The organism is Bombella sp. ESL0380 (assembly GCF_009725805.1).
Lineage (GTDB): Bacteria > Pseudomonadota > Alphaproteobacteria > Acetobacterales > Acetobacteraceae > Bombella > Bombella apis.
Window position 1 is genome coordinate 22,572 of record NZ_WNIH01000008.1, and the last position, 13,834, is coordinate 36,405.

6 protein-coding genes are annotated in these 13,834 nt (G+C 61.3%); all 6 read right to left on the bottom strand.

Annotated elements, in window-relative coordinates:
* Window positions 1-30: 30 nt before the first annotated feature.
* Window positions 31-975, bottom strand: coding sequence for a rhodanese-related sulfurtransferase (locus GM608_RS07965; protein ID WP_333645356.1), 945 nt, complete (start codon window positions 973-975; stop codon window positions 31-33).
* A gap of 109 nt (window positions 976-1,084) precedes the next feature.
* Window positions 1,085-2,605: an autotransporter strand-loop-strand O-heptosyltransferase gene (locus tag GM608_RS07970; protein WP_052348966.1), complete on the bottom strand. Its 1,521-nt coding sequence runs from the start codon at window positions 2,603-2,605 to the stop codon at window positions 1,085-1,087.
* Window positions 2,602-3,771 (bottom strand): autotransporter strand-loop-strand O-heptosyltransferase, encoded by a 1,170-nt coding sequence (locus GM608_RS07975; RefSeq protein WP_043558991.1) that lies wholly within the window; start codon window positions 3,769-3,771, stop codon window positions 2,602-2,604. Before GM608_RS07975 ends, GM608_RS07970 begins: the two co-directional genes overlap by 4 nt.
* Before the next feature lie 70 nt (window positions 3,772-3,841).
* On the bottom strand, window positions 3,842-5,665 hold the full coding sequence (locus tag GM608_RS07980; RefSeq protein WP_154981044.1) for an AMP-binding protein: 1,824 nt from the start codon (window positions 5,663-5,665) through the stop codon (window positions 3,842-3,844).
* Window positions 5,662-12,174, bottom strand: a complete 6,513-nt coding sequence (locus GM608_RS07985) for a type I polyketide synthase (RefSeq protein ID WP_333645357.1) — start codon at window positions 12,172-12,174, stop codon at window positions 5,662-5,664. The genes GM608_RS07980 and GM608_RS07985 overlap by 4 nt, the downstream gene beginning before the upstream one ends.
* Window positions 12,175-12,231: 57 nt before the next feature.
* A complete protein-coding gene (locus tag GM608_RS07990; RefSeq protein WP_248630753.1) occupies window positions 12,232-13,809 on the bottom strand; it encodes a class I adenylate-forming enzyme family protein in 1,578 nt (525 codons plus the stop codon).
* Window positions 13,810-13,834: the final 25 nt, after the last annotated feature.

The following is a 13,834-nucleotide window of genomic DNA, read 5'->3' on the forward strand; positions in this document are numbered from 1 at the left end:
TTCCACGGCAGACCGGGGCTGAAAAGCCGGTCAGCCCTGCGCCTCATCCCCCAGATGGGCCTGTCCCCGTTCTGCCGCCAGCTGCGCCTGACGCTGGCGTTCACGGTAACGCTGCCGCTGGGCATCCGTTCTCTGCCCGTAACAATGCGGGCAGCTCACGCCTTCCTCATACTGGAGCGACTCCTTGTCTTCCGCACTGATGGGCGCACGGCAGGCATGGCAGAGGTCATACCTGCCCAGTTTCAGCCCATGCCCGACCGACACACGCTGGTCGAACACGAAACATTCGCCATCCCACAGGCTTTCTTCCTCTGGAATCTCTTCCAGATATTTCAGGATGCCGCCTTTCAGATGGTACACATCCTCCACCCCTTCCTGCCGGGCAAAGGCGGTAGATTTTTCGCACCGTATGCCCCCCGTGCAGAACATGGCGATCTTCGGTGTGCGGCCCTGTGCCTCCACCTCTTTCCGCCAGTTGCGGAACCACTCCGGGAAGGCACGGAATGTCTTCAGGTTCGGGTCCACGGCACCCCGGAAGGTGCCGATGGCCACCTCATAGTCGTTGCGTGTGTCCATCACGACCGTATCAGGGTCAGAGATCAGGGCATTCCAGTCCTTCGGCTCGACATAACGGCCAACGCAGACATGGGGGTCAATGTCCGGCTGCCCCATCGTGACGATCTCTTTCTTCAGCCGCACTTTCATCCGCAGGAAGGGCATCGTCTTCGCCCGGGACTTCTTGTAATCGAACCCGGCACAGCCCGGCAGGCTGTCGATGTAGGCCAGTACGGCATCGATGCCTGCATCAGGCCCGGCGATCGTGCCATTGATGCCCTCACGGGCCAGCAGCAGGCTGCCTTTCACGCCCTCCTTCTGGCACAGCTCCAGAAGGGGCTGGCGCAGGGACTTGTGATCCTCAAACGCCGTGAAATGATAGAGGGCGGCCACGCAGACCGGCAGGGATGTATCTGTCATCAGTCAACCATTCTCGCAAAGAAGGAACCTGACCGCCCTTCTAGCAGGCTGACCAGCAGATGGCACCCTCCGGCAGACAGGAGACGCTGCCGGGCCGCCACTGGAAGGCTCAAAGCTCCCAGTACACCTCATGCCTGTGCTCGTAATGCAGATTTCCCTTCACCATGGCGACCCGTTCTGCATCATCAGGCCAGGGTTCCCCGGCGGCCACAGCCGGTGGCACATAGCCATGATCCCTGCACAGCTTCTTGATGACGGACAGTACATACGATGTGCTGATGTTGCGTGTACATTCAAACGCCTTGTCCGTCCCTTTGTGCCGGGGGCAGAACAGATGATCGTCATGCTGGAAGGGCGTCCGGATATCGTGCCAGCAACTGTTGCAGCCATGGTTGCTGAACACCCGGTACGGCGTATGGAACTCGTTGATCGGGTCCGTAAAACCACTGATCATGATGACAGGCGTACCGGTAGCCCAGGCCAGCCATGACAGGCCGGAGGACAGACCGACAAAAAACTCGGCATGTTTCAGCCAGCGGGCCCGTTCTGCCAGCGGGCGCTCCCCTGTTTCATCCTCCACGCCATTGGGTATGTGGTTCCAAGTAATATTGTGCCCGACCACCGGGTCCTTGTCGATACAGATGACCCGATACCCCATCCTCTTCAGATACTGGACCGTATCCAGCCACCCGAATGGATTCTGCCACATCTTGCAGGCACAGGAAGCCTGCACGGCCACCACGACATAAGGCTCCTCGATCGGGCGGGTATCAGCCTTCTCGATGACCACCTTGGGGCGGATCTCTGTTGGATCCACGCCAAGAATCCACCCCGCTGTCCTGTGCAGGCCAACGGCACGGAAGTCCCGCGGCTGCCAGGCCTGTTCCACATCATGAAAGAACAGCCCGATGTAATAGGTGGCGTAGAATTCGTCCTTCACATCCGCAAATTCCTCTTCCTTCAGGAAGCGGACATGCGGATAGGCCGGCCCCATGAGGTCGATGATCACCTCACTGGTCACGATGGTCATTTCACAGTCATGATCACGCCCGAACCGGTCGGCATAAGGGACCCAGCCCAGCGGATCCCCCAGAGTGCCTGTCGGCATGAGGACAGCGACCTTCTTGCCCCGTGCATCATATTCGTGCGTCCAGACAAGCGTTTCACCATCGAACAGTTCGATCAGCACGTTCATGAAATACTTTTTGCGGGAGGAAACATATTCCCCACCAACCTTGCCGTCATACAGGCAGGTATCCGTATCCATGTCCCAGAAACGCAGCCGCCACTGCTCACCCTCCGGCACCTTCACCCGGACGCCGAAGTTGAAATCATACCGAAGGCCGTGGTCACCTCCCTGCGTCGGCTCCATGGCAGGCGCAGGAAAAGGCAGATGGGGCAGCCTCTCGATGCCATCGTCCTTTTCCTTCAACGATCCCGCATCACCTGCCCCGGATGGGACGGATGGCAGCTCCGCAGCGGAAAGAGAGGAGACAACAGACTGTTGTTCCCCCTGCTCCTCCAGGCCAGAACCTGCCGTCTCCTCCGTAAAGGGCAGACGTGATGCCGAGGAAGGGGCCTTGAGAGCGACGATATCCTGAAGAACACGTTCCGTTTTCTTTTCAGTCATTCTGACAGCTCTCCAAAACCCGGAATCCGCTCAATGGCCTTTTTGACCTGCGTAAAGGAAATCCCGCGTGAACACTCAAACATCCTCTCCGTGCCTTTATGATGAGGACAGAAGAAAGGATCCTCCGCTTGCAGGTCAATGTTCACATCATTGGCACAACCATTGCAGACATGCCTGTTGATGACACGGTATGGCGTATAAAACTCGTTATATGGCTCTGTATAACCACTGATCATGACCACCCGGGCTCCGGCTGCCCAGGCCAGCCATGACAGACCGGAGGATGTCCCCACAAAAAACTCGGCATGTTTCAGCCAGCGGGCCCGTTCTGTCAGCGGGCGGGGACCTGTTTCGTCCTGAGCACCATGAGGAATGGTCCGCACCGCCGTGACAGGGCCTGCCACACGGTCTTTGTCAATGCAGACCACCTTGTATCCCTTCTCCTTGAGAAAGCGGATCAGATCATACCAGCCACGGGGATTATTCCAGTATTTGCTCAGACCCGAAGCCTGCGCCCCGATGCAGACATAGGGCTCCTCCATCGGGCGCCCGCCCGGATCCACCACAATACGTGGTTTCCTGTCCTGCGGTGGCAGTCCCAGAATGTAAGCCCCCATATGGGAAAGACCCGTCTGCCGATAATCGTTGGGCTGACAGGTGAATTCCCTGTCCCCGAAGAAAACCAGAACCCTATACCGTGCGTAATATTGCCTGTCGCCCACGTCCTCTTCATCAATGAAGCGGATATGGGGATAAGCATCCTCAAAAAGGGAAATCAGAGCCCCGTTCACAAGAAAGCTTGCCCGGCAGCCATGCTCCTCCACAAAGGCGGCGGCCTGTCCTACCCAGGCAATATGGTCTCCCAGCCCGCCCAGCTGCATCACGATGAGCACTTCACGGTCCTTCAGGTCGCAGACATGGGTAAAGACCTCGCTGCCATCCTTGCAGACGGTGATCTCGAACCGGACATAGTAACGCTTGAGGCTCTGCACCATGCCGGACCCGTTGATCTCCTGAAAGAACAGGACAGTATCCGTATCCACATCACGCAGGCTGACCGTCCAGCGGGCCCCCTCCGGCACCCAGACACGACAGCCATCCATGAAATCATACCGGATGCCCTCGGGGCCAACCTGTGTCAGAACGACCCTGTCATTATCACTCATGGCCACACACTCGCATACATGCCTTTCCTTCTCCCCCGGGCGCCTCTCCACCCGTCACCATCATAACCAATCACAGCGGCGTCTTTCCCCAGGCCAGAATCTCGACCCTCTCCAGTGCCTCCTGACCAAAAAGCTGCTCTGCCACGATGGGCAGACGCCCCGCTGCAAAAGCCCCGGCTGTAGCCGCAAGACGTATCTTGCCACTTGGCGTGCGAAACACGCCGCCCTGCCGCACCAGAACACAGCGCAGCTGCCGGACCGGGCAGACCCGCCCTATGGCCTGGGCCATGTCGGCCAGAAGCCTCTCGTACCCTGCCACCTGCCTTGCCTGTGCCAGGGACAGCTCCCCCATGACGCACAACACGCCCTCATGCCGGAAAACCGCCACACTCCGGCTGGTAAAGACAGGACAGGCCTGCCGGACAGCCTGTGCCAGATCATCCGGGTCATAGCGGTGGTCACCAATAGGGAGGCTGTTCTCCATGCGACCTGTCACGAACAGATGCCCCTTCACGAGAAAGCCTGAATCCCGGCTGCGGAACCAGGTGCGACCATCCGCCCCCGTGACGAAACGTTCCCTGTTTTCCTGCTCCCGGTTCAGATACCCCGGTGTCACGCAGGGGCCACTCAGCCATAGCTCGCCCACCCGACCATCCGGCAGGCTGTCTCCCGTCTCCGGGTCCACGACAAGAACGGCGTGTTCCTCAATCACACGGCCACAATCTGCGAGAACACGCTCGTCATGCTCATCACGGGGCGGGCCGACCCGCCCTTCTGCCAGCCCGGCACGGGAAAACGTGGCAAAAGACACGCCCTCACCGTCCCGGCTGTCACCGGTGATCATGAGGGTTGTCTCAGCCATGCCATAACCCGGCCGCAGAATGGACGGCTTCACCCCGAGCGGCCCATACCGGCTGAAGAACCGCTCCACCGTTCCCCGTTCGATCATCTCCGCACCGATGACGGACTGTGTCCAGCAGGAAAGGTCCAGCCCTTCCAGGGCGGAATCCGGGACATGCCGGGCCAGAAGCTCATAGGCAAAGTTGGGACCGATGGAGAAATTGAGACGGTACCGGTCCATCGCCTGCACCCAGCGCTCCGGACGGGTGATGAAATGCTCCGGTTTCATCAGCCATGTCGTGCCTCCCATCGCCACGCCGAACATGAGACTTACCAATCCCATATCGTGCGACAGAGGCAGCCAGACCAGCCCACGCCGGCTGAGCCAGAAGTCACTGCGGATGGCCAGCAGATGCAGGTTCGTCCCCAGATTGCGGTGCGTGACCTTCACACCACGGGGCCGCCCTATGGAGCCGGACGTATATTGCACAAGCGCCGTATCATCCAGGTCTGCCGCATGGCGGCGCTGGAGCGGCTCGGCACTTTCAGCTCCTTCAACAGGAATCCACTTCACCTTGCGGGCACGGCCCGCCGCCTGCCGCCGAAACCCCATCAGGGTCTCCCGTGGCCCCAGAACGGCGACCGCACCGGAATCCTCCAGAATGTCAAACAGGCGGTCCACACTGCCCACCATGCTGGGATACACACCCAGCACAGGCACGGTATTGGCATAAACACAGCCAAAAAACCCCGCCACAACTGCCGCCTCATTCTCAAAACAGAGCAGGACCAGCCCCCGCTCCGGCACGAAACGGCTCACCAGTCCCGCCACCCGGCATGCCCACTCATGCGCCTGCCGGAATGTCAGGGACGCAGCAACCTCCAGCGTCTGGTCCAGTGCAACGCACTGAAGCTCATCAGGCCGCTCCTCCGCCCGGAAGCTCAGCATCTCATCCAGTCTGCTTTCGTACCTGTCCAGTATGCTGAACCCATTGTCGTAATACTCGACCACATAACCGGACTGGCGGACAATATGGCATGTCCAGGGAATCATGCTTCCCCTCCGACGGCCTGTGCCCCTTCCAGAGCAACCGTGCCCCCCTGCTGGGCCATCACTACCGCCTGACGCAGCAGGCTGCGGGCCATTTCGAGAATGGTTTCGTTACGGGCCAGCAGCACGAGGGACACATCCACCCCAAACTCCGACCGGATGGCTGTCTGAAGTTCCACGCCGGCGAGGGAGTCAATCCCCAGCTCGGAAAGGCGGGCACTGTCCTCGATCGTCTCCGGCTCAACCTGCAACACGGAGCCAAGCTGCTGTTTCAGACGGAACAGGACATAATCCAGACGCTCATTTTCCGGCATGCTCATCAGCAGCTGGACCGAGCCCGACATGCCTCCCTTGAGGCTTTCCTGCTGCAACAGCGTAAAGCGTGCCGAAGTTTTCAGCCAGGCCAGCGCCCCGAACACCTGCGCCCAGTTGAGGTCCACCAGAGACACGTCACTGCGGTCCACGCCATAGAGCACCGGCAGATACGCCAGAGAGTCCGCCGCCATCATGGTTCTGATGCCAGCGACATCAAACATGCGACCGGCAGCATCACTCTCGGTCAGCATCCCCACATCCCCAATGGCTCCCCAGCCCACCGCCATGGCGGGCAGCCCCTGCTGGCGCCGGTTTTCAGCCAAGGCATTGAGGTAGCTGTTGGCTGCCATGTAGCTGCTCTGCCCCAGATTGCCGATCTCTGCCGTAAAGGAGGAGTACAGCACGAAATGGTCCAGCTCCAGCCCACGGGTGGCATCATCCAGCGCCTGGGCCCCCAATACCTTGGGTGCCATGACATGGGCGACATTCGCCGCATCCATCCTGCTGAGAAGCTGGTCATCCACCACACCGGCGGCATGGAAGACACCCCGCAGCGGCACATCATCCCGGGCCAGTTTCCTGACCAGACGACGCACAGCCTCCTGATCCGTCACATCCAGACGATGGGTCACCACCGCACCGCCAACACTTTCGGCCAGCTTCTTCAGCATTGCGATGGCCTGTTTACGCTCCGGGTCTTTCGGCAGGGACCGCCCTGCCAGATGCAGCACCCCTGCCCCCTGGGACAGAAGATATTCTGCTGTCTTGAGGCCAAATCCGCCCATGCCACCAGTGATCAGATACGCCCCCCTGCGGCTGAATCCCGGCTGAACCTGCGGCAGCGGGCGGGCCTTGAGGCCGCTCATGTCCTCATAGGAGAGCATGATCTTGCCTATGTGCCGGGATGACATGAGGTAGCGGAAGGCCTCGGACGCTTCTGCGGCCGGGAAGATGCGTGTCTGCGGGAAGGAGAATTTCCCCTGACGGGCCAGCAGCAGGATTTCGTCCATGACGCCATACAGTTTCCTGTGCGGCATCATCCGATCCATGTCGAAGGAGAAATAGGCCAGATTTTCATTGAAAGGCATCAGCTCCAACGCCCGATGCTCCACGATGTCCCGCTTGCCGATCTCCAGAAAACGCCCCATCGGCGCCACGAGCCGCAGGCTGTGGATCATCGCCTCACCGGGCAGGGAATTCAGCACCACGTCGACCCCCCGGCCATTGGTGGCCTCACGGATGCCATCCACGAATTCCAGCGTCCGGGAGTCCCAGACACCCGCACAGCCCTGCTGACGCAGATAATCCCGCTTCTCCTGGCTGCCTGCCGTGCTATAGATCACCGCCTTTTTCAGCTGGGCAATCTGGATGGCGGCCTGCCCCACGCCACCAGCCCCGGCATGGATGAGAACACTCTCCCCTTCCTGGAGCTGGGCCAGGTGGACCAGCGTATAATAGGCTGTCACGAACACCAGCGGCAGACCGGCAATCTGCTCCAGCGAGAACGGCAGGGCCTCTTCCGACAGGGGCAGGGCACAATAGGCCAGTTCACTGGCCTTCACGATGCGGCGGGATGCAAAACTGTCGGGATAGACAAGTGCGAGCATGTCGCCCGGCTTCATGTCCTCAACCCCATCTCCAACCGCCTCGACCTCAACCACACATTCCAGCCCGAGCGCATCGCCGCTGAAGGTCCCTTCCGTCACGCTCTCCGGCAGGAGAGACATGGCTTTCAGCACATCCTTGAAGTTGAGGCTGGCCATGCGGGTACGGAGCCTGACTTCGCCCGGACCCGGCTCCGGCACGGCAAAAGCCTGCCATGTGACACCATCCAGTGTCCCAGACCGGCTGGCCTCGAGGCGGACACCGACGGTACCATCATCCTGTCCCCCCATGATCTGCTCCAGCGGAACAGGCTGGGGATCGGGCTCCAGTGGCGGAGATACCAGCCGCTGGACCATGCGTTCCACCATCTCCCCGGCTGGAGCCGCCCCATGGCCAGCCCCGCCATCAGCCTGACGCAGCCAGACCGTATCCTCCGATGTGTCCTCAAGAACGAGTTCGGCCGCAATATCCTCCAGAAAGGCCTCTGTGCCCTCGGCAGGAACATCAACACACCGTACGGCGAGGTCCAGAACACGCTCAGCAGCAGCACCACGAAACAGACCATGGAAGGCCCGCTGGAGCGCCTGCGCCTGCCCATCCCTGCCATAAGCGCCACGGGTCACGATGATGACCGGCAGGCGCCGCTTGCGTGCCCGTGTCGGCACACGCTGGAACAGCGCCACGCAGGCGGCCATATCATCAAGGCACTGCTGGTAATCATCCCCGCCATGCGGGAACAGCACCAACGCCCGCTGTCTGGCGAGGAACGGTTCCTGATCCAGCTGCTCCGCCAGATCAGCCCCATCCAGACGGGAGCTGACGGTCAGCTCGGCACCATTATCCTCCAGCAGGTCTGCCAATCCGGCTACCAGCCCATTACCTTCACCCAGCAGAGTGATGGCCAGCGGTTCGCTCAGCAGCACCTGTCGCTCCGCACTCATCCAGTTTGGCGCATAGACCAGCCGTGCCGCAGATGACGCCTCATGCCCGCCACGGGCCACACGGCGACAGCACAGGCCCATCACCTCGCAGAGCAGCTCACCCTCCGGTGTGAAAAGCCGCAGATCGGCCACGATCTTGCGGCAGGTCCGCCGGGTTGGCGTCACCATCACATGGGCCCGGGAGACCTTCTGCCCCATATAGCTGATACGCTCGATGGACGCCGGAACGTACACGTCCTTCTGCTCCTCAAACGGGAAAGCCCCGATGAGAGCATGCATGGCACCATCCAGCAGTGCCGGGTGCAGATGATACTCCTCCAGCGTGGCGGCCTGCCCATCCTCAAGGGCAATCTCCGCCACGGAATACCCTTCACCACGATACAGGTGCCGCAGGGTCTGGAAGGTTGGTCCATAATCCAGCCCCATGGCGGCAAAAGCCTCGTAAACCTCTTTCCCTTCAAAATGGGCCGTTCCCGCACACAGGGCTGCGAAATCAAAATTCCTGTTCTTTTCCGATGCTGCACACCATGGAGCCGCCTGAAGGATGGTGGCCTGCCCATGTGTCTGCCAGTCCCCATTCCAGGCCACGGTCTCGCTGTCAAAAACGAGACGGCGGGTCGCCATGTCAAACCGCCACATGACAACCGGCGCCTGCCCCTCCTGCACGACCAGCGGTGTGCTGATCGTGATGTCCTCGATCACGGCCGGAGCTTTGGCCTCCAGCTGGGCATGAGCCGCAAGAGCAGCCTCGACATAAGCAGCCGCCGGGAAGAGCGCCATACCGTGGACCTTGTGGTCCATCAGCCATTCCATGGAGGCCACGCCGATATCAGCCCTCCAGGCACGGCTTTCCAGCAGACTGGGCGCGCCGAGAACGGGGTGGACCTGCGTATCCAGGCGGTCACGGCGGGAGGCCTCGGTCTCCAGCCACATTTTTCCCCCTTCTTCCCACCGGTAGAAGGGCAGCTCCATCCGCTCCGGCCGCAGGACATGTCGCCAGTCCGGCTCTGCCCCGCTGAGTGTCAGGCGGACAAGGGCCCGCAACAGCCCTTCTGCATCATCCTGCATGCGCCGCAATGTCGGAATGACAGCCACCTCGTGACGTCCCTCCCCAGCACAGCCTGTCACGGATGCCCCCAGCACCGGGTGGGCCGCAAGCTCAAGGAAAATGACGTGACCATCATGCAGCAAAGCCCGTATGGCCTCATGGAACAGGACCGGCTCCCGGGCATTGGCGTACCAGTAGGCACCATCATGCAGCGCCCCATCGTCCCACAACCTGCCCGTAACGGTGGAATAGAGCGGAATCGCTGGAGCACTGGGCTGGAGATGGGCCAGGGAGGACAACATCTCTGCCTCGATCGCAGCCATGTCAGGACTGTGATAGGGCACATCCACCTTCAGGAACCGGGCAAACACGCCTTCCCTCTGGCAGTCTGCCTCCAGCACGGCAAGGTCATCACGGGGGCCAGCCACCGTGCAGGACTCACTGCTATTGATGGCAGCCACAGAGAGCCTGCCACCGAAGGCCTCCAGCCGTTCTTCCAGCAGGCTGCGGCCCATGCCGACAGCCAGCATGGTGCCCCGGCCTGCCAACGTCGCCTGAAGGCGGCTGCGGTGATAAATGACTGTCACGGCGTCTTCCAGCGTCAGTGCCCCACTGACATGCGCCGCTGCCACCTCTCCCACGCTATGGCCGACAATGGCGCCCGGCGTTACGCCATGCCGGGCAAAGAAAGCTGCCAGACATATCTGCACAAGGAAAATGGCAGGCTGGGCAACTTCCGTCTCCTGAATACGGGATTTCTGTTCCGGCTTCAGCAGTTCAGCCCGCAGGGACCACCCTGCCATCTTCATGAACAGTTCATCACAGCGCCGGGCCAGCGCACGGACCTCCGGCGGCCCCTTGCGCAGGAGATGACGGCCCATCCCCCACCATTGCGGCCCCATGCCGGAAAAAAGGAAAACCGGTTTTACAGCCTCATCCACAACAGCCTTGCCCGTGAACAGGGCCGGATGGGTCCGCCCTTCGGCCAAAGCCTGCAAGGCCTCATGGGCCTGGGGGATCTCATCCTCTCCCCGGGCCGGGAGGATCACCGCCCGCTGCCGGAACCGTGCCCTGTACCGGGCTGCCGAGAAACAGAGAGCCTCCCACAGGCCATGCCCGGCCTGCCCACCTTCCAGCCGTTCGGCATACGCTTTGGCCATATAGCCCAGCGAGGGCTCCGCAAACGTACTGAGCAGCAGCGGCACACGCTGCATGAAACCCACCGGACGAACGCCTTTCAGCCGATGATCCCGCACGGCCCGACGCTGGGCCACCTTCCGCTCCGCCTCGGTCGGGCGGCGCAGCAGGGCCACGGCATTCGTCCCGCCATAACCGAAGGAATTGACAACCGCATACAGCTTTTCCCGCTCAGGCAGAGCCGTGGCCTCTCCCTGCGCCACCTGTACGCGATACTCCTCGAACGGAATGGCAGGGTTCAGCTCCTTCAGGTTCGCCTGTCCGGGCACCATGCCATGTTCCAGACACAGCATGGTCTTGAGAACAGCCACAGCACCAGCTGCCGCTTCCATATGCCCCAGGTTGGCCTTTACCGAGCCAACGAGAATGCTGCTTCCCTCCGGCTGGTACTGCCCGATGGCCCGTGCAATGGCCTTGGCCTCGATCGGATCGCCAACAGGCGTCCCCGTGCCATGTGCCTCGACATAGGCCACATCCCGCGCTGCCACATTCGCCCGACGCAGCACATCCCGGATCAACGCCTCCTGCGCCCCGGCATCCGGCATGGTCAGAACCGGAGTCCGGCCATCCTGGTTCACACCGGAGCTGCACACGACACCCCGTATGTCATCCCCATCCCGCATGGCATCCTTCAGGCGCTTGAGCATGAGGACCACGCAGCCCTCACCACGCCCATAGCCATCCGCATCTGCCGCAAAAGATTTTGACAGGCCATCCTTGGCCAGAAAATGGCCCTTGGTCATGAGCATGGCCGTCTGCGGGATCACCATGAAGTTCACGCCACCTGCCAGAGCCACGTCACACTCACCAAGACGCAGACTGTTGCAGGCCTGATGCATGGCCACCAGCGAGGATGAACAGGCTGTATCCATGGCAATGGCTGGCCCCTGCAACCCGAACACATGGGCAAGACGGGCCGCATACATGGTCATGCAGGAAGACACCGCCGCAAACTGGTCACGAATCTGCGACTGCATGAAAGGGCTGCCACACTGGACGAGCTGGTCCTGTGTGAAGCTGCCCATGAAAACACCCGTCCTGCTGCCCTCGAGCGTACGGGGAATCACACCGGCATTCTCCATGGCACGCCAGCTCACATCGAGCAGAACACGCTGCTGGATGTCCATCACCATCCCCTCACGGGGAGAAATGCCAAAAAACAGGGGCTCGAACTGATGGTCTTCCGGCCTTACGAAATGACCATACTGCATGGTCGTCTTGCCCGGGGTCTGGTCAACCGGGTCATAGAACCGTCTGCGCCCCCAGCGGTCATCAGGAACAGGCACGCAGCCATCCCGACGCTCCAGCAGAAACTGCCAGAGGGCATCCCTGTCCCCCAGCCCGGCTGGCAGAATACAGCCAACACCAATGATGGCGATTTCATCGGAAGTGTATGTCTGGCTCATGAATGATCTGTTTCCTGTTCCCGGTTGGTCCAGCAGCTATCCTGCATCATGAAAAGGTCAGGCCTGCCCTCTGTGCAGCCCACGCTGGATATAGTCCTTCAGCGTCGCTTCCAGCCTGCGTCTGTCCACGTGGCCCTCCTGTGTGCGTGGGATTTCCGGCACCCAGATCATGACGACCGGCGGCAGTGCAGGGTAACGCTTCCGCAGGCGGGCAGACAGGGCCTGCTCATCAAACGACTCATGAGACACGATGGCCGCATAAAACCGTTCCTGCCCCTGCCCGTCCGTCATCATGAAAACACCCACGTCCCTGATCCGTGTTTCGGAGCGCAGGATGTCTTCCACCACCTCCAGGTCGAACTTGGCGCCACCGGCATTTACCAGCGCATCCATTCGCCCCCGCAGGTGCAACCCACCTCTGGCTGACATGAAGCCCCGGTCTCCCGGGTAAAACCAGCCATCCCGGAAGCGCTGTTCCGCTGCCGGGTTGTCATCCACATAGCCCCGGACAACACCACCGCCACGGATGCGGATCTCACCCACCTCTCCTGCCGGTACCCTGTTGCCCCCGGCATCCACGATCTCGACATCCACCCACGGCAGGGGAGCACCGACATCATCCTCACTCCTGCGCTGATCGGCAGGCATGGCCGCCACCAGGCCGCTTTCATCCGTCCCGTACACAACCTGAACATGCGGCGTGAAACGTTCTGTGGTCTCCTTCAGAAGACTGTCGGACAGCCTGCCCCCCACGATGCTGAGATAGATATGGCTCATGGGCCGCCCCTGTGGTGGCAGGGCACGCAAAAGATGCCTGAGATGAACCGGCGTCATGACGATCATGAGGGCAGGCGCCTGCATGACTTCCGTCCCGATATTCTGGGCATCGCTGCTCCGCAGCGTGGTGCCACCTGCAAGGGCGGCCCCCATCATGAGAAACCCGCTCAAGGATTGCGGGCCAACCGTGCAGAGCAGCTGTGGCTTGCCCACCATACGGCTCTGGCCCCTGCCCATGCGGGTAAAATACTCCACCATGTCATGATAGATGATCCGGTGCAGCTGCTCCTCCACCTCACCGAAGCTCAGCTCCAGCAGATGTGGCTCCCGGCCTGTCCCGCTGGCCAGGGCAGCACGGCATGGGGCCGACCGCTCCACAGGGACAGGCGGGTAGTAACAGGACGCATCATCATCCTCCACATTGGCGAGGGCACGGCTGAACCAGTCCTCACCGAGGACCAGACGCCCCTCACCGGGAAGCAGGCCGCCCGGACCGTGGAGGATGATGAGGTCCGGGCGCAGGGTGGCCAGCTCCTCCTCCGAAACATCCCCATTGGACAGGGAAGCAGATACAAGCCCCAGCCGGCCAAGCGCCAGGGTCAGTGCCCAGTGCCGCCATGTATCGGGGCACTGCACGGCCACACGACGAAGATTGAGGGAGCGCAGCCCCTCCAGCGCATGGGCCAGACGGCTGACCGTTGCCTCCAGCAGGGCATAGGACCGCTTCCGGGACAGGCTGCCAAACGCCACCTCGTCTCCTGTCATCCGGGCATTGTAAGCTACAAAGCGGTCCAGCATCGTCTCACCCTCCCAGGCGGCCTGTCGGAAAACCCGCCGCCATCCATGTCTCTCTGACAACCAGAAGACGCCATAGATTAATGAA

Bases quoted from the DNA above. Each gene is read 5' to 3' on its own strand.
- GM608_RS07965 (WP_333645356.1), bottom strand. From the start codon at position 975: ATGACAGATACATCCCTGCCGGTCTGCGTGGCCGCCCTCTATCATTTC.
- GM608_RS07985 (WP_333645357.1), bottom strand. From the start codon at position 12,174: ATGAGCCAGACATACACTTCCGATGAAATCGCCATCATTGGTGTTGGC.
- GM608_RS07975 (WP_043558991.1), bottom strand. From the start codon at position 3,771: ATGAGTGATAATGACAGGGTCGTTCTGACACAGGTTGGCCCCGAGGGC.
- GM608_RS07970 (WP_052348966.1), bottom strand. From the start codon at position 2,605: ATGACTGAAAAGAAAACGGAACGTGTTCTTCAGGATATCGTCGCTCTC.
- GM608_RS07980 (WP_154981044.1), bottom strand. From the start codon at position 5,665: ATGATTCCCTGGACATGCCATATTGTCCGCCAGTCCGGTTATGTGGTC.